The following is a 17,770-nucleotide window of genomic DNA, read 5'->3' on the forward strand; positions in this document are numbered from 1 at the left end:
GCCCACACCCAGGACAACCTGCTCGGTGCGCTGGAGCATCAGGACCTGCCATTCGACCAGATTGTCGAGGCGTCGGGCGTGCCGCGACACAAGGGGATGAATCCGTTGCTCCAGGTGTTGTTCGTGATGAACAACGTACCGGTACGCAGCCGAACCGTGGCCGGCTTGAACGTGGAGGCCCTGCCGGCCCTCGAGACCCATTCTAAATTCGACATGGCGTTGTTCGTTGACGAAGAAGAAGGGCAACTGCGTGGTAATTGGCAGTTCGCCACAACCTTGTTCGGACATGAGCGCATTCAGCACCTGATTCAGGCCTGGACAGCCCTGTTGGAACAGATCGTCGCTGATCAGGACATTCAATTGGGAGCTATCCGCATGCCAGTCAACCACTTGGCGGCAGCCGCCAGGCCTGCCACCGTCCCGGGGCCAAAGGCCGATAAGCTGGGCAAGTTTCTCAAGCGTTCCGCGACACCGGTCGCCAGGCCCCGGCCAACGCGGGTGCGCGAATCCCTGGTGGCGGCGCCGCAACGATTCCCGCTGATGCTGGAGCCGGGCGAGCCCCATCTGGATGTCATCGAGTGGATCCAGCAGAACCGGCCGTTCATCGAACAGAAGTTGGCCGAGCATGCGGGCATCCTGTTTCGCGGTTTCGAGCTGGATGGCATCCAGGGCTTTGAAGCGTTCGCCGAAGCAATCCAGCCGGGCCTTTATGGTCAGTACGGCGACTTGCCCAAGAAGGAGGGGGGCAAGAACACCTACCGCTCCACGCCGTACCCCGAGCGCAAGATGATCCTGTTCCACAACGAGAGCTCCCATCAGGACCGCTGGCCGCGCAAGCAGATGTTCTATTGCGAGCAAGCCGCGCCCGTGGGCGGCGCGACCCCGGTGGTGGATTGCCGCTTGATGTACGAAAAGCTGCCGGCGGACCTTCGTGAAAAGTTCGAAGACAAAGGCCTGCTCTACGTGCGCACCTTCACCGACAAACTCGACGTGTCGTGGCAGCACTTCTTCAAGACTGAAGATCGCCGCGAAGTGGAGGCCCGTTGCCGGGCGGGTGGCATCCAGTGGCGCTGGCTCGATAACGACGAGTTGCAAACCCGCACGCCGGGCCCGGCGATCATCACCCACCCGATCACCGGCGAGAAGTCGTTCTTCAACCAGGTGCAGTTGCATCACATCTACTGGCTGGAGCCGGATGTACGGGAAGACCTGTTGTCGATGTTCGGCCTCGAACGCATGCCTCGGCAGGTGTATTACGGCGACGGGACACCGATTGAGGATGAGGTGATGGCGCGTATCGGTGAGTTGTACGAAGCCTGTGCGGTACGCTTCGACTGGCACAAAGGCGACGTGATCCTGCTGGACAACATGTTGGTGGCCCACGCTCGCGATCCGTTCGAGGGGCCCCGCAAGATCGTGGTGGCCATGGGCGATATGTACGACCACAGCAGTCTTGAGCACCGGCCTGCCGCCGGGCAAACCACCCAGGGCGCACTCAACACCGAGGAAAGCGGAGCATGAACGAGGTCACGATGGACGCGCACGATTCGGGTTTCGCCCTGACGCCCGAGCAACAAACCGTGCTTGAGCAACTGTCGACCACGGCAACCTGTGGCGACGCCTTGCGCTGGTTGAACGTGGTCATTGACGGCGATCTCGATCCGCAGCGCTTGCAGGTGGCGTTCGATACGCTACTGGCGCAGCAGCCGATGCTGCTGGCGCAACTGGGCAAAGTCGCCGGGTTCCACGGTTTGCGTCAGGCCGCCGCTGGTGCCGGGCGCTTCCCACTGACGGTGCAGGCCGGTGAGCAACGGGCCGAGGAAGTCCAGGCACAGATCAACGAAGCGATGGGCCGCGCGTTTGTGCCCGGCGAATCGGCAAGCGTCCAGGCTGTGCTGTATCGCCTGGGGCCCCAGCAATGGCAACTGCGGCTGGGCATCGCCCGCTACAGTGCCGATGGGCAGTCGCTGAATCTGCTGCTTGAGCAAGTACAGCAGGCGTACGCCGGGGTTCTGGCATCGGAAGACGAAGCACCGGGCGAGTTTGCCCAGTACCTGGAGTGGCGCAGTGAAGTGGTGCTGGATGAGGATGCCGCCAGCGCACGCAGCTACTGGCAGCAACACCTGCAAGGCCAGCAGACGGACATCGCCACGCCATGGTTGGCCGGCCGCAGCGCCAGCCGCGAGACCCGCGCCGCCGACGCCTGCGTGGCCCTGACACTGGAGCCTGCCCAGCGTGAGGCTTTGCAACGTCTGGCCACGCAGCTCGGGCAGCCGCTTGCCACGCTGCTGCAAGGCGCCTGGTGGGTGTTGCTGGGCCGTTTGAGTGGGCGTGAGCAGGCGCTGGTCGGTGTGCGCCATGACAGCCGCAGCGACTACGAATACTTCGCCAGTGCCGTGGGCGTGTTCGAGAAAACCTTGCCGCTGTGCGTTTCGTTGCCCGCCACCCAGTCGTTCAATGAGTGGCTGGTGGCGCTGGCGGCTCGTCTCGAAGAACACCGCACCTGGCAGGAATACTGGACGCCGGAACTGAGCCCTGACGCGGCGCGCCCGGCCTACGGTTTTACGGTGGCTCAGGCGAGTCGTGCCCAGGACAGCAGTGGTCTGCACTGGGCGCCAGTGTCGGTGCCTGTGCGGGCCGATGGGTTCGAGTGCTTGTTGCAGGTGCAATTGAACGGTGCCGAGCAGCTTGCCGGGGTTGATCTGTACTACGCCAGCGCGCTGTATTCGCCAGCCTCGGCCAATGCCGTGCTGGAGCAGTACGGCGTGCTGTTGGCGTCGATCCTTGCGGCCGGGCACACCCCACTGGCGCAGCTCAGCCTGCTGAGTCGCGCCGAAGAACAGCGCTTGCGAGCGATCAACCCGCCGATGCAGGTCTTGGCGGATGGCCGTTATCTGCCCCGGCGCATTGCCGATTGGGCGATTGACAGGCCGGATGCCATCGCCCTGACCGACGCCCATCAGTCATGGAGCTATGGCCAGTTGCAAACCCGGGTCGACAGCCTGGCCCAGGGCTTCAAGCAACAAGGCCTGGGCAAGGGTTCGATTGTCGCGCTGGCGTTGCCGCGCTCGGCGGAGCTGGTGATTGCAATGCTGGCGAGCTGGCGCATGGGGGCGGCGTATCTGCCCCTTGATGTGCAATGGCCCCAGGCGCGCCAGGCGCTGATGCTGGAGCAGGCTGGCGCGGCTGTGTTGCTGACCGATGCGGCGCATCTGCCGGCCTGGCAGGATCAGCCCTACAAGGCGCTGACCGTGGCGCAGCTGAGTCAGTCGGCGGGGGCATTGCCAGACCTGGTCACTCAGGGCAACGACATGGCCTATGTGTTGTTTACATCCGGCTCCACCGGGGTGCCCAAGGGCGTGGTGATCGAGCATCGGCAATTGCTCAACTACACCGCCCAGGCCAGCCAGGCCCTGGGACTTGAGCAATGCAAGGACGTCGGTTTCACGTCCACTGTGGCGGCGGACCTGGGCAACACGACGTTGTTTGGCGCGTTGTTCAATGGCGCGACCCTGCATGTGGCCAGCGATGAGCAGATGCAGGACGGCGCGTTGTTTGCCGGGTACCTGCAGCAGCACCGGATCGACTGCCTGAAAATCGTACCGTCGCACCTTGCGGCACTGCTCGACAGTGATCAGGCGACCCTGCCGCGTACGCTGGTACTGGGTGGCGAGCCGATTCCGCCGCCGTTGATCGAGCGCATCGCCCGGTTGCGCGGCGATTGCCGGGTGTTCAACCACTACGGCCCGACCGAAGCCACGGTGGGGGTGATGATCCATCCGTTGTCGCTGCACGGCGCGGTCGGCGATTGTTCGGCGCTGACTCAGGTGCTGGGCAACAACCAGGTTTACGTGCTGGACACCGATCTGCGCTTGGCGCCGGTGGGCGTGCTGGGTGAGGTGTACCTGGGCGGCGCGCAGTTGTGTCGGGGCTATCTGAATGCCGAGGCCGATGAGCAGACGTTCATCCAGAGCCCGTTCGATCCGGCCCAGCGCCTTTATCGCAGCGGCGACCTGGCGCGTTATCGCGCGGACGGGGCGATCCAGTTGCACGGTCGGCGTGATCAGCAGGTCAAGGTGCGTGGGTTCCGTATTGAGTTGGCGGAGATCGAGGCCGAGCTGCTGCGTGTGCCGCAAGTGGCCGAAGCATTGGTGCTGCCGGCACCGTCGGCCGAGCAGGGACTGTTGGCCTTTGTCGTGGCGCAGCAGGGCAGGTCGGCGGGTCTGCTGGACGCCGTCCGTGCTGAGCTGAGCGCTCGCCTGCCCAGTGTGATGGTGCCGCAGCAGTTGCAACTGATCGAACGGTTCCCGCGGCTGGCGAACGGCAAGATCGATCGCAAGGCGTTGCAACAGTGGGCGGGTGCGACGATGGCGGACGAAGACGCGGCCCCACGGGATGCACTGGAGCAATTGCTTGCCGCGCGCATGGCGCAATTGCTGGGGCTTGAGCGCTTGGGCATCGACCGCGACTTCTTTGCCGCCGGTGGTCATTCGCTGCTGGTGATCAAGTTGGTGGCCGGTATTCGCAAGTCGTTGCAGTGTGACATCCACCCGGGGCTGGTCTTCGATCATCCGACCGTGGCATCGCTGGCGCTGGCCTTGCGGGCGGTGGAAAGCAGTCCGGGGCAACTGGAGAAAATCGCCCAGGTGCGCCTGCGCATGGAAGCGATGAGCCCTGAGGAAAAGACCCTCCTGACCGAACAGGCCCGCCAGCTGCAAGCCGCCAGGGCGGCGCCGCTGGGCTGATTCCGGGGCGGGTCAGATCTTAAAAACCAAGCAGAACCCTGTGGCGAGGGAGCTTGCTCCCGCGCCACATTCTGATCGTTCCCACGCTCTGCGTGGTAACGCATCCCGTGACGCTCTGCGTCACCTTGTAGAAGCGGAACGCGGAGCGTCCCTGGCGGCATTCCCACGCGGAGCGTGAGGAACGATCGATCTAGCGGCGGATTTTTTAACTTTTTACGCGAATGATAAATAAACTCATTCCGGTTTTTGGCAGGTGCTGCGTCTTACTAAGGTATGCGGGCAAATCGGGTCGGGCAGGGCTGCCCAGGCACCGGATTTGTCCAGTAAAGATTTCGCCGTCGTCCAGCCAGATGACCGTGCCCGGGGAGGGGGCGGTCGGCCACGCACTGACATTGCCTTGGGGCAATCGACCGTGCGGGCTTACGTGTGCTGGCGAGCGGCGGGCCCTTCGGCCCCATGGACTTTTACTTCTACCAATAATAGAGAGCACGATGTCATCCATTCATGAGTTGAAACCTCTGTTCAAGGCACTCGTCATGTCCCGCGGCCTGCGTTCGCGGCGGGTGTTGGCCGGTCTGGGGTTGGTCTGCGGACTGCCCCTCAGCGCTCAGGTGATGGCGGAAGACGTCAGCATCAACATTCCCGCGCAACCGCTGCCGCAGGCACTGCAAGCGTTCGGTCAGCAGACCAACCAGCAAGTGATCTACAACGCTGCTGATATGGCCGACCTGAAGAGCACCCGTGTCAGCGGCAAGATGAGCCCGCAGGCTGCCATCGCTGAATTGCTCAAGGGTACTGGGGTGCGCTACAGCGTCGAAGGCAACACTCTGATAATCACGCGCAGTAATGCGAGTTCGGCGATTGAGTTGGGCGCGACGACAATCAGCGGCCGGCAATTGGGTGTGACCACCGAGGGCACCAACTCTTACACCACAGGGGCGGTGACCATAGGAAAAGGGGAACAGAAGCTCAAGGATATCCCGCAGTCGGTCAGTGTCTTGACCCGCAAGCGCATGGATGACCAGAACATCACCAACCTGACCCAGGCCATTGAAAGCACCCCTGGGATGAGTTCGATTAAATCACCCGGTCCCGGCATGTTCATCTATGCCCGTGGTTTCGATATCGAAACGCTGCAGTACGACGGTGTACCGGTTCCGCGTAATGTTTACTCGCTGGGCAGCTACATCACCGAAAACATGGCTGTTTATGATCGCGTTGAATTCCTTCGTGGCGCTGCTGGCCTGTTGCAGGGCGCCAACAGTCCTGGGGGCGCGATCAATATGGTACGCAAACGCCCGCAAGCCGTGCCAACAGTTACGTTGAGCGCCAAGGCCGGCAGTTGGGACCGCTATGCAAGCCAGGCGGATGTCGGCGGTCCGCTGAACTCCGAAGGCACCATTCGTGGTCGGGCCGTGGTCAATTATGAAAAAGGCAATTCGTTCACGGATTATGTGTCGAACTGGGAACAGACCGTCTATGGCGCCGTGGATTTTGACCTGAGCCCGGATACGGTGCTTGGCATCGGTGCCAGCAATAAGAAAAGCCACTCCACCCCTTACTTGATCGGTCTTCCGCGCTACAGCGACGGTACGGCCTTGAACTTGGGGCGCTCCTCATTTGCTGGCGCCAGTTGGAACCGAGCGATGAATGATCAAACTTCGGTGTTCCTGGATCTGGAGCACCACTTCAATGATCACTGGAAGGTCAAAGCCGCGGCTATGGCCATGAACGAGTCCAATGAAGCGACGTATCAGTTCATCACCGGTACGATAGCGGACGATGGGACCGGTGCGCGTTATGCGGATTACTCAACCGATTTCTCTACCAAGACCCTTGGGTTCGATGCCTACATTAATGGCGACTTCGAAGCACTGTCGTTCAAACAGAATGTGATGTTGGGCACCAACTACACCAAGCTTAAAACCAATGATGCCTTCGCCCGGGCTTTTACGCCGGGTGTGGATATTGACAACATCGATCATCATAGGCCGTCCCCCACCTTTGATAGCATTGCCGACAGTGCGAACCTGACCGAAAGCACCTATGACGTACGGCAGAAAGGCATTTATGGCACATGGCGCGTCAATGTGACGGAACCGCTGACACTGATCGTCGGTGCGCGATCCAGTTGGTATGACTTTGCCTATGACGCCCAGACCTATTTTGCTCGTGTCGAGAACGCTGATCCCGCAAGCAGCACGGCCAAGCATAGCGGTAAGGTCACGCCATACTACGGGCTGGTGTATGCCCTGAACGACCAGTGGTCGGCCTACGCCAGCTACTCGGATGTGTTCATTCCCCAGACCGTGCGCGATACGAGTCAGTCGATCCTCAAGCCGGTCGAGGGCACCAACTATGAGTTGGGCCTCAAGGGCGAGCTAATGGATGGCCAGCTCAATACCTCGTTTGCGATCTTCCGATACGATCACGAGAACCGTGCGGTCAGCGACATCAGCGGTGGTCTCGCTTGTGATGGTTGGTACTGTTCGGTAGCGACGGGCAAGGTCAGGAGCCAAGGTTTCGAAGCTGAAGTTAGTGGTGAAGTAGCACCGGGCTTACAGGTGTCGAGCAGCTACACCTATAACACCACAAAGTTTCTGGAAGACGCGGATTACAAGGGCAAGGTGTTCAGTACCTGGACACCCAAGCACATGGTACGTATCTGGGCTGACTATCGGTTGCCGGGTGACTGGCACAAAGTCAGTGTCGGGGGTGGAGTCAACACCCAGAGCAGTACGGTCAGCTATGATCGCCAATTCGATCAGCCAGGTTTTTCCATCTGGAGCTCGCGAGTGGGGTATGACCTGACTGATGAAGTGAACCTGGCAGTGAACTTCAACAACATATTCGATAAGAAGTACTTCATTCCGTCCTACAGTCAGCTCAGCGCGAATAACTACTACGGTGATCCACGCAACATGATGTTCAGCGTGACGTACAAACCGCAGTTCTGAGTTGCGCGCGCAGAAAAAACCGACCCGCCTTGTGCGGGTCGGTTTTTTTATGGCTGATGGGGAAGTGTGCAAACACCTGAAGCAGCACAAAAACTGCGGCAGACCAAAACCTGTGGCAGCCCAAAACCTGTGGTGAGGGGATTTATCCCCGTTGGGCTGCGAAGCAGCCCTAAAGCAGTGAACTCAATCCTCCTGATACACCGAGTTGCTGGTTTGGGGGCTGCTTCGCAGCCCAGCGGGGATAAATCCCCTCACCACAATGAGTGTGCCTGACGCTACTTATCGTGTGTCGTACTGCCCAGAAAAACCTCGATCAGCGAATCAAGCAACCCCTCATCAAAGATCATGCTGCGATGGCGCAACGGGGAGTGTACCGAGCATTGCAGCTCGCCGGTCAGGCTGTAGCCCTTGATCAGGTTTTCGCAGAAGGCCAGTTCTTCCGGCGTTTTTTCCGCCTGGGTCCACCAGCAGCTCGGGCGTACCCGTACCGGTTTGAAGGTGAATCTGTCAAACGCTTCCAGCAAACGATCATGCACCGAGAACGCCTGGGCGTTCATGACTTCATCCTTGACGCTCTGCACGATTGACAACAAGTCGCCTCGCCCCGGCTCGATCTGGCTGGCGGCCCATTCGTGGAATGCCTGGACCGTGCTGTCGGGGTTCTGTTGCCGGTAAGTCGCCGTGCGCTCGGTGAGGGTTGGAAACAGCAGATCGAAGTATTCGATGGCCCCAAGCAGATCCTGGGAGGCCGGGTCGGCTTGTTCATCGCCTGGCAAATGCCGATGACGCGATAGGGTTGCCGGGTACAGGTGTTCTGGAATCGTGCTGTCCACCAGGCCGAGGAAATTTACCTTATGGCCCTGGCTTTCCAGCGTCGCCGCGATGTCCAGGGCGATGGTCCCGCCCAAGGACCAACCCATCAGGTAATACGGACCTTGGGGCTGGGCGTTGACGATTTCCCGGCTGTAATCGGCGATCATCTCGCGCCAGGCTTCAGGGCTCGCATGGGGTTCGCTGAAGCCACGGTGCATGACGCCAACGGTGCGCGCCCGATGTTGGAGTTTGCGCGCCAGTGGCTGATAGCAGAATACGATGCCCCCGCTGGGATGCAGGCAAAATAGTTGCGGTGCGCTGGCGGGCGCGTTGTTCAATTCCACAAGGCATGGGGTCTGCTCCCGATGTTTTTGCGAAATGAACAGGGCCAACTCGACGATGCTCGGGTGGGCCAGCAGCTCTTGCAGCCGCACCGTGATATTCAGGCGGGCCTTGAGGTTGGCGATCAGCTCGATGGCCAGGATCGAATGCCCGCCCAGTTCAAAGAAGCTGTCGTTGACCCCCACGCGCTCGACCTTGAGGGACTGTTGCCAGAGCTGCGCCAGGGCCTCTTCCAGCTGAGTGCGGGGCGCCACGTAGTTCGAATGCCGGAGGCTGGCGTCAGGCTCCGGCAAGGCCTTGCGGTCGAGCTTGCCGTTGGCGTTGAGAGGGAACCGGTCGATGAACAGCAGGTGGCTGGGCACCATGTAGTCCGGCAACTGCGCTTTGAGCGCGCTCAACAAACCTTCGCGTAACTCGGCGCTGGGCGGTTGCGTGGCGATCACGTAGGCGACCAGTTGCAGGCCGGTCGGGCCGTCATGGGTCAGCACCACACAATCCTGGACCGCCGGCAGCGTTTGCAAACGTGCCTGGATTTCGCCCAATTCAATGCGGAATCCGCGGATCTTGACCTGATGATCCAGGCGCCCGATGTACTCGATGCTGCCGTCGGTGCGGTAGCGCGCCAGGTCGCCGGTGCGATACAGGCGGCCACCCGGCAGCGGATCGAACGGGTCGGGGATAAAACGGCTGGCGGTCAGGTCGGCGCGCTGGTGGTAGCCACGGGCCAGGCCGGCCCGGCCGACATACAGCTCACCGATGCACCCCTTGGGGACCGGGTTCAGGTGCGCGTCGAGCAAGTACCAGGACAGGTCGACGATAGGCTGGCCGATCGGGCTCGCGGTCTCGCTGTGCAAGTCCTCGATCGACAGCGGTCGCCAGGTGACATGGACCGTCGTCTCCGTGATGCCATACATGTTGATCAATTGCGGCGATTGGTCGCCGAAACGTTCAAACCAGGGGCGCAGGCTCTGCACGTCAATCGCTTCGCCGCCAAAAATCACCTGCCGCAACCGATGAGCAAGCGGCTGCCGAGGCTCGCAGGCGACCTGCAACAATGACTTGAACGCCGAGGGTGTCTGGTTGAGCACCGTAACGTTTTCCTGGCAAAGCAGGGCGTAGAACTCCTGCGGCGAACGGCTCACGGCGTGGGGCACGATGACCAGTCGACCGCCGTGCAGCAACGCGCCGAAAATCTCCCATACGGAAAAGTCGAAGGCATAGGAATGAAACAGGCACCAGACGTCCCGGTGATCGAAGCTGAACCAGTGCTCCGTGGCCTGGAACAAGCGGCTGACATTGTGGTGCGCGAGCAGTGCGCCCTTGGGCTTGCCGGTCGAGCCTGAGGTGTAGATCACGTACGCCAGGTTATCCGGGTGCATCGGCACATCCGGATTGTGCTCGGGATAGGTGCTATCGGCGTCGACCGAATCCAGCAACAGGCAGCCTATGCCAGCGGGCAGCGCCAGCGATTCACGCAGATGGGCCTGGGTCAGGATCTGGGTGACGCCGCTGTCCTCGATCATGTAGGCCAGGCGGTCAGCCGGGTAGGCCGGGTCCAGTGGCACGTAGGCACCGCCGGCCTTGAGGATTGCCAGCAGGCCGATGATCATCTGCGGTGTGCGCTCGACGGCGATGCCGACCAGTACGTCGGGTCCGACGCCTTGCTCGATCAGCCGGTGGGCCAATTGGTTGGCCCGTCGGTTGAGCTCGACATAGCTCATGTGCAGCCCTTCAAACGTCAGGGCCATGGCGTCGCCCGTGGTGGCGGCATGGCTTTCGATCACCTGGTGCAGGCAACGCTCACGGGGCAGTTGGGTCGGCTGGCGGTTCCAGTCGTGCAAGGTTTGCTGGCGTTCATCAGCGCTAAGCAATTGCAGCTCGCCGAGGGCGCGTTCAGGCGTCTCGATCAGGCCCCGCAACAGGTTCTGCCAGTGCTCGGCCATGCGCTCGATGGTGTCAGTGCGATAGAGATCACGGCTGTATTCGAAGGTCGCCACTATCTGCTGTTGTGAATAGTCGACATCCAGCGACAAGTCGAACTTGGCCTGGCTGTCGCCTGTGTCGAGAAATTCCAGGGCCAGTTCGCCTTTGGGTGAGATCGGCAGGGCCGGTGAGCCGGTGCGCCAGTTGAACAAGACCTGGAACAAGCCCTGTGCGCCGGGGCGTTGCAACTGATCGAGGATCAGCTCCAACGGGTAGTCGGCATGTTCCAGCGCGGCGAGGGCCTGGGCGCGCAGATCCCGCAGAAAATCCAGCCCGCTGCGGCTCGAGTCGATTCGCGTGCGATACACCTGACTGCTGACGAAAAAACCTACCAGGTCTTGGCTTTCATGGCTGTTGCGGTTGGCGTTGGGGACGCCGACGGTGAAATCGTCCTGGTTGCTGTACCGGACCAGCAACATTTGCCAGGCCCCCAGCGCCACCACGAAAGGCGTCAGCCCCTGGCGTTGGCAGAACGTGTCCAGGGCCCGGGCCATTGCGGGGGCAAGTGACAGATGTACGCGTCCGGCCATATGTTGCTGGCCCGTGGCGCGGGGGAAATCCTGGGGCAGCTCCAACGTGGGCAGGTCCTGCCCCAAGTAGCGACTCCAGTATTCGCCACTGCGCTGGCAGGCCGAACTCTGCAAGTACTCGCCTCGCTGGTGGGTGGCGTAGTCGGCGTATTGCATGGGCAACTGTGGCAGCGGTGTCGGATCGCCGAGCACGGCCTGGGCATAGGCCTGGGTCATGTCCTGCATGAGGATCGTGTTGGACCAGGCATCGGAGACGATGTGATGCATGTTGAGCAACAGCACATGTTCGTCGCTGTCCAGCCTCAGGAGCGTGGCTCGCATCAGCGGCGCGCGGCTGAGATCGAACGGTTGCCCGGCGTGCAGCTCGATGCGCTGTGAGAGCGCCGTGGCACGCGCCTGGGGGGCGAGGTCGCCGAGGTCTTCCCGGTGCAGGACGAGGCAGGCGTCGCGCTCGACGACCTGGACCGGCGCGCCGTCGATGTCATTGAACGCGGTACGCAGGATGTCGTGTCGGTCGATGACCCGATTCAGGGCCTGCTCCAAGGCGTCGGCATCGAGCTCACCGCTCAGGCGCAGGGCCCGTGGCAGGTTGTAGGCCGAACGGGCGGGGTCACGCTGGTGCTCCAACCACAAGCGTTGCTGGGCGAAAGACAGGGGGGCGCGGTCCAGTCGGTGGGAGTTGGCTTGCATGTCGCCAGCGACATCCTCCAGCAGCAGCGTCAGCAGATCATCATCTAGCAGTTCGTTCATGGTGTTCTCGCGGTAAACAGCATTGCGTCGGGCGGGTTCAGGCAAACGCCGCCGGAGCTTTTTCACTGACCACCTGACCGGCCTGCATCCGGACCAGTTGATCGGCGATGTCGAAATAGCGGTCGTCGTGGGAAATGACGATGATGGTTTTGCCCAGCGCCTTCAGTTCCGGCAGCAGTTCGGTATAGAACACCCGCCGGAACAGCGGATCCTGGTCGGCGGCCCATTCGTCGAACACCAGCACGGGACGCTCCTCGAGCCAGGCATTGAGCAACGCCAGGCGTTTGCGCTGGCCGGTGGACAGGTCGGTGGTGCTGAAGGCACCGTCGCGGATGCTGACCTTGTGGGCGATTTCCAGGCGCTCCAGGTAGCGGTTGGCGTCCTTGGGCACCTGTTGATCGCCCTGGACCAGCTCATCGAACAGGTAGTAGTCGGCAAAAATCGTGGTGAACAACTGGCGATAATCGTCCCGTTGAGCGGCCCCTACCGGCGCGCCGTCGAGGAAAATTTCGCCGCCCTGGGGGAAGTAGAGGCCCAGCAGCAGTTTGATCAGCGTGGTCTTGCCTCCACCGTTTTCGCCGACGATGAACACAATCTCCCCTTGGGCGATGGACAGGTTGACCGGTCCCAGGGCGAAGGGTTGGCTGCCTTCGACCACTGGGAAGGCGTAGTGCACATCACGCAGTTCCAGCTGTTGGATCGTGGGCTTGCGCAGGTGTTTGTCGTTGAGCAACAGGTGCGGTTCGGGTGAGGAGAATTGCTCGGCCAGTTCGGCGATGCGCTTGAAGGCGATGTTCGCCCGGCTGATCACCGGCAAGGTCATCACCAGGTATTCCAGCGGGCCCTTCATGTACAACAGCACCAGCACGAAGCCGCTGAGCACGGTTTTGTCGATGCCCAGCCACAGGGATTGCAGGGCCAGGACCAGGCCAATGACCACAAAAAACAGCATCGAGCCGAAGGTCTTGGCCACCACGAAGGTGTTGACCGAACGGATGTTGGTCGCGCAGATGTAATCGGCGGTCGCTTCGATGCGCTGGCTGAACATACGCTGGCGGCGTGGACGATGAATACGCAGTTCCTTGGCTCCGGCGGCGATGGCGCCGTAGTGTTTCTGCAGCGCATCCTCAGCCTCACGGGCCGCTTCGAAACCGCGGATGCCACGGGCACGCGCCAGGTATTGCACGACCGTGCCGATCACCAGCGCCACCAGCAGCAGGAAAAACATCGGCAGTGACAAGTAGGCCAGGTAACCCAGGCAACCGAGGGTGACCGTGAAGGCGATGGCCAGCGGCGCGAAGGAAAACGCGAAGTCGCTGACGGTGTTGACGTCGTGGGTCAAGACCGGAATGAGCCGATGGCTGCGATAGCGTTCGATCTGTTCGATGGGCGCCAGCAGGACTTTCTTGCCCAGGGACTTACGCAGCTCGGCGATGATGTTCTGGCCGACATGGTTGGTGCCGATGTCCGACAGAATCGAGGCCAGCAGCGCCGCCGCACAAAGCCCGGCGAACGTCGCCAGCAGTCGGGGCGTGGGCGTTGTGGCGGCGTTCAGGGCGTCGTTGATGGTCGCCAGCAGGGCGGTGATACTCAGGCCGCCCAGCATGCCCAAGAGGATGGAGCCTACGACAATCAGCCGGAAGGGTTTGAGCAAGGTGAACATTTCATTGATCACCCCGCGTGTTGGTTGGCTCATGGAGGTTTCCCTGCTTGATAAAAAGGGCGAAGGCCAGCGCGGGCATTCACCGCATGGGCTGGAGGACGGCGGCACGCCGGTTGGGGCGCGCCCACCTGTAGAACGATTGGTAGGAGAGGGGATTTAGTGGTGCTCACCCCATCTATCGGGACGAGCAAAGCACCTGTGGCGAGGGGATTTATCCCCGCTGGGCCGCGAAGCGGCCCCAAGACAAGCGACACCGATCAGTCAGAAATATAGATGTGGTATTTCATTGGGGGCTGCTCCGCAGCCCAGCGGGGATAAATCCCCTCACCACAGGGTTAACCATATCCCCGGTCCAAACAGGTATTTGGGCGAGTCCGATGATTTACATATCCCGCGCCACCCGAAAACCAATCCAGTCGCCGCGATCGCTGGGCACCAGCGCGTTGCGGTTGCCCGAGCGGGAGAACACCGGTGCTTCGCCCCAGTCGTTGCCACGGATGCGCTTGAACTCGCACTTGCCGGTCAGCCAGGCGCTGCCGTCGCTCGGTGCGCCGACGTAGCTGTCGTTATAGCAATCGGCCGTCCACTCGTAGATGTTGCCGTGCATGTCGTAGACGCCGAAGGCATTGGGCGCGTAGCTGCCGGCCGGTGCGGTGAAGTTGTAGCCGTCGGCCGCGCCGTAGGTGTTGGCGTGTTGCGCGATGCTGTATTCCTTGCCCTCGTCGAACGGGAAGGGGAACGGGCCGGTGCTGCCGCCGCGTGCCGCGTACTCGCGCAGGGATTCGCTGACCAGTCGGTACTGTTTGCCGGTTTTTTTCGACAGCCAGGCCACGTAAGCGTTGGCCTCGGCGAAATCCATGCATACCGCCGGATGCCGGTCGGTGTACTGCTTGCGCGGGTCGCTGCCCTGGTAATCCGGAATGCCGGCCTTGCAAGCGCGACCGGGGCGCTTATCGCCGTCGGGCATCGTGTAGCCGGTGTCGCGCAGGTAGGCGAACCATTCGCCCTTGAGCACCTGGAAGCGGCTGATCGCCAGGGGCTTGGCAAACGTCACCGGGTGCATCGGACCCTCGTCCGGCTCGCGTCCCACTTCGTTTTCCGGGGTGCCCATCTGGAAGGTGCCGGTGGGCAGCACGACCATTTCCGGGCAGTCCTTGCAGTCGCGAAAGACCTGGCCCGGTTGCGAGGCCTGGGCGCCGGAGGGCAGCAGGGCGGCGAGGGCCAGTGCCGGTAATAGCTTCAACGAAAAACTGTTCATCCGTCTCTCTCGATAAGGTCAGGTTCAGAGTGTCTTGCTCAGCAAGCCCATGAAGCGGTCGATCTCGGCTTCGGTGTTGAGCAGCCCCGGCGCGGTGCGGACTACCGGTCCCGCGTCGCGGTGCACGGCGTCGGCGATCACGCGGTTCTTCATCAGGTAGCCGGCGATCTCATCGCTGTCGCGGCCCTTGACCCGGAAGAAGGTGAAGCCGGCGGACAGGTCCGGACTCAGCGGCGTGACCAGCTCGATTTGCGGCTGTGCCACCAGCTGTTTTTTCAGGTAGCTGTTGAGGGCGTGAATGCGCGCCTGCACCTCGGCCTTGCCCAGTTGCAGGTGCAGCTTGAACGCTTCGTCCGCCGCCCAGCGATGCTCGAAGGCGTGGTAGCCGCCCGGCGTCATGGTGGTGGAAAACGCCGTGGCTTCGGAGAAGGTCGGGATGATCGGCGTGACGTACTTGAGCTCTTCGCTGCGGCTGCACACCAGGCCCGTGCCCCGTGGGCCGAACATCCACTTGTGGGTGCCGGCGATGAAAAAGTCGCAATTCATCTTGGGGAAACTGAGGTCTTCGACGCCGAAACCGTGCACGCCGTCCACCACATAAATGATCCGCTGCTCGTCGCTGCGGCCCTGGTTGTGCTTGTCCACCAGGGCGCCGATCTTGTCGATCGGCAGCTTCACGCCGCTGCCCGAATGCACCCAGGTCATGCCCAGCACCCGCGTCTCCGGGCGGATGTTGCGGTCGATGGCTGTGAGGATTTGTTCGTGGCTGGCGTCGTGGGCGTTGTCGAACAGCTTGATCTTGCGCACCCGGGTGCCGCTGCGTTGGGTGCGCAGGTCGAGAATGGTGTGGGTGGCGTAGTGTTCGTGGGCCGTGGTGAGGATTTCCTGGTCGGCCGCCACGTGGACGCCGCCGTAGATGATCGACAGGCCTTCGGTGGTGCTGCCGGTGAGGGCGATCTGCTTCGGGCTAGCTTGCAGGTAACGGCCGGCCCAGATGCGCACGTTTTCCTCGCGTTCTTCGGTGACGCCCAGGTCCCAGTCCATCAACAGCCCCGGGTTTTTATCCAGGGCCGCGCGGTGCTTTTCAATGGCCTCGCGCACCGGGCGCGGGTGGGTGGTGACCAGGAAATTGGAGAAGTGCAGGTAGTCCGGGTCCTGGTCGAACATCGAGCGCAGTTGTGCCCATTTATTCTTGGGCAGCGGCGGCAGAGCATCGGCACTGGCCGTGGCGGACAGGCCGGAGGCCAGGGGCAGGCCGGCGGCGAGGATGCCGGCCTGCTTCAGGAAAGTGCGACGTTCATTCATGGCTGGACGGTCTTCTGGGTCGAGGCGATGGCGGGGCGTGCGGCTTTCTGGACTTGATCCCAGACCCGCAGGAAATTGCCGCCCCACAGTTTGGCGATGTCGGCTTCGGAGTAGCCACGGGTCAGCAGTTCGGCGGTGACGTTGCGAATGTCGCCGACGTTCTCCCAGCCTTTGACGCCGCCGCCTTCGTTGAAGTCGGAGCTGATGCCGACGTGGTCGATGCCGATCTTGCGCACGGTGTAGTCGATGGCATCCCCCAGGTCCTTGAGGCTGGCCTTGGGTTCCTCCTCGAGAATGCCGTAGAGCTGGCTGGCGTACTGGCCGAACTTCTGCTCCGGCCAGGCGGCGATGATCGGGTCACCGGGCATCAGCGCCATTGCCAGGTTGGGCAGTGGCGGCAGGTCGAAACGTTCGCGCAGGGCGTTGAGTCGGTCTTGGGTTTTTTGCGTCAACGGGCGTAGATATTGGGAGAAGCCGACGATCTGCACCACGCCGCCGCTGGCCTTGATCAGTTGCATTTCCTTGTCGCTGAGGTTGCGCGGAATGTCCACCATCGCCCGGGGCGCGGAGTGGGAGGCCACCAGCGGCGTGCGGCTCAACTGCGCGACTTGCTCCAGGGCCAGGGTCGACATTTGCGACACGTCGATGATCACGCCGAGGTCGTTCAGGCGGGTCACCGCTTGCTTGCCAATCTCCGACAGGCCGCCGAGGGCGTCGGGCGAATCATTGAAGAACGGCAGCGGACGCGAGGAGTCGGCCCAGTCGTTGTTGCCGATGTAGCTGAAGCCGAACATGCGCATGCCCCGCGCCGTCCACAGGTCCAGTAGGCTCAGGTCATGGCCGAGGGGGTAGGCGTTGAGCATGCTGATGAAGATCGCGAACTTGCCTTCGCCGTGCAGGCGCCGAAAGTCATCCGGGGTGTAGGCGATGGCGACCTGGTTGGGAAAGTCCCGGACCAGGCCGGTGATGATCTTGTAGCGCACTTCCTGTTGGTTGCGCGCTTCCTCGACGAAACCGGCAGTAGGCTTGTGCGGCGCATTGTCGCCGTTCCACAGCTCGGGCCAGCCGAACACCGTCAGGGCCGCGCCGGACAGCTGCCCGCGGTTGGCTTTGACCAGGTCGAACTGGCCACTGCCGTCCTTGTCTGCTTCATTGCCGGCGGTGCCGAAATCCAGCGGCACGGTGATGTGGCTGTCGAAGGACAGCAGGCGTTCGTGCAGCTCCCGGGCTTCTTTCATCACCTTGACCGGGTAGCCGGGGTTGTCCCGCCACCAGTGATCCCAGGCTGCCAGACCGCCACCGACGGCCAGCGCCAGGGCCAATGGCAGGCCGATGAAAAGAGCCTTTTTCGAACGTCGTGTTGTCATTGCCGATCTCAGTCAGGTTCGCCTTGGAAGGACAGGCGCGGGAGCCTTTGCTATCTG

Annotated in this window: 8 protein-coding genes (1 of these 8 running past the window's edge); 3 read left to right on the forward strand and 5 right to left on the reverse strand. The window is 62.0% G+C overall.

The annotated features are described in order from the left end of the window. From BT116_RS17110 to BT116_RS17120, 3 genes are all read left to right on the forward strand, one after another. A protein-coding gene (locus tag BT116_RS17110; protein WP_072345807.1) for a non-ribosomal peptide synthetase crosses the window boundary here: on the forward strand, positions 1 to 1,521 show its 3' portion. Its footprint begins 12,015 nt before the window's first position; 1,521 of the gene's 13,536 nt are visible here — the last part of the coding sequence; its start codon lies off the left edge, out of view; it ends in the stop codon at positions 1,519 to 1,521. After that, complete coding sequence (locus tag BT116_RS17115) at positions 1,518 to 4,745, forward strand: non-ribosomal peptide synthetase (RefSeq protein WP_072345809.1); 3,228 nt, start codon at positions 1,518 to 1,520, stop codon at positions 4,743 to 4,745. The genes BT116_RS17110 and BT116_RS17115 overlap by 4 nt, the downstream gene beginning before the upstream one ends. Positions 4,746 to 5,236: 491 nt before the next feature. Then, positions 5,237 to 7,702: a TonB-dependent siderophore receptor gene (locus tag BT116_RS17120; RefSeq protein ID WP_072345811.1), complete on the forward strand. Its 2,466-nt coding sequence runs from the start codon at positions 5,237 to 5,239 to the stop codon at positions 7,700 to 7,702. A gap of 275 nt (positions 7,703 to 7,977) precedes the next feature. On the opposite strand, the gene BT116_RS17125 is transcribed toward BT116_RS17120, so the two are convergent. From BT116_RS17125 to pvdM, 5 genes are all read right to left on the reverse strand, one after another. Then, entirely contained in the window at positions 7,978 to 12,120 is a 4,143-nt protein-coding gene (locus BT116_RS17125) for a non-ribosomal peptide synthetase (protein ID WP_072345813.1), read from the reverse strand. Between the two features lie 37 nt (positions 12,121 to 12,157). Further along, positions 12,158 to 13,816 (reverse strand): cyclic peptide export ABC transporter, encoded by a 1,659-nt coding sequence (locus tag BT116_RS17130; protein WP_072345815.1) that lies wholly within the window; start codon positions 13,814 to 13,816, stop codon positions 12,158 to 12,160. A gap of 349 nt (positions 13,817 to 14,165) precedes the next feature. Beyond that, positions 14,166 to 15,041 carry a dihydropyoverdine dehydrogenase gene (locus BT116_RS17135; protein WP_072345817.1) on the reverse strand — a complete coding sequence of 292 codons (876 nt, stop codon included), beginning with the start codon at positions 15,039 to 15,041 and terminating at the stop codon, positions 14,166 to 14,168. 24 nt (positions 15,042 to 15,065) lie between these two features. Further along, positions 15,066 to 16,346, reverse strand: coding sequence for a pyoverdine-tailoring periplasmic protein PvdN (locus tag BT116_RS17140; protein ID WP_072345819.1), 1,281 nt, complete (start codon positions 16,344 to 16,346; stop codon positions 15,066 to 15,068). After that, positions 16,343 to 17,713 (reverse strand): pyoverdine-tailoring dipeptidase-like protein PvdM, encoded by a 1,371-nt coding sequence (gene pvdM, locus BT116_RS17145; protein ID WP_072345821.1) that lies wholly within the window; start codon positions 17,711 to 17,713, stop codon positions 16,343 to 16,345. Before pvdM ends, BT116_RS17140 begins: the two co-directional genes overlap by 4 nt. Positions 17,714 to 17,770 lie beyond the last annotated feature (57 nt).

The organism is Pseudomonas sp. NFACC16-2, from assembly GCF_900119205.1.
GTDB lineage: Bacteria > Pseudomonadota > Gammaproteobacteria > Pseudomonadales > Pseudomonadaceae > Aquipseudomonas > Aquipseudomonas fluorescens_Q.

Coding starts and splice junctions, on each gene's coding strand:
- BT116_RS17115 (WP_072345809.1), top strand. CDS start 1,518: ATGAACGAGGTCACGATGGACGCGCACGATTCGGGTTTCGCCCTGACG.
- BT116_RS17120 (WP_072345811.1), top strand. CDS start 5,237: ATGTCATCCATTCATGAGTTGAAACCTCTGTTCAAGGCACTCGTCATG.
- BT116_RS17125 (WP_072345813.1), bottom strand. CDS start 12,120: ATGAACGAACTGCTAGATGATGATCTGCTGACGCTGCTGCTGGAGGAT.
- BT116_RS17130 (WP_072345815.1), bottom strand. CDS start 13,816: ATGAGCCAACCAACACGCGGGGTGATCAATGAAATGTTCACCTTGCTC.
- BT116_RS17135 (WP_072345817.1), bottom strand. CDS start 15,041: ATGAACAGTTTTTCGTTGAAGCTATTACCGGCACTGGCCCTCGCCGCC.
- BT116_RS17140 (WP_072345819.1), bottom strand. CDS start 16,346: ATGAATGAACGTCGCACTTTCCTGAAGCAGGCCGGCATCCTCGCCGCC.
- pvdM (WP_072345821.1), bottom strand. CDS start 17,713: ATGACAACACGACGTTCGAAAAAGGCTCTTTTCATCGGCCTGCCATTG.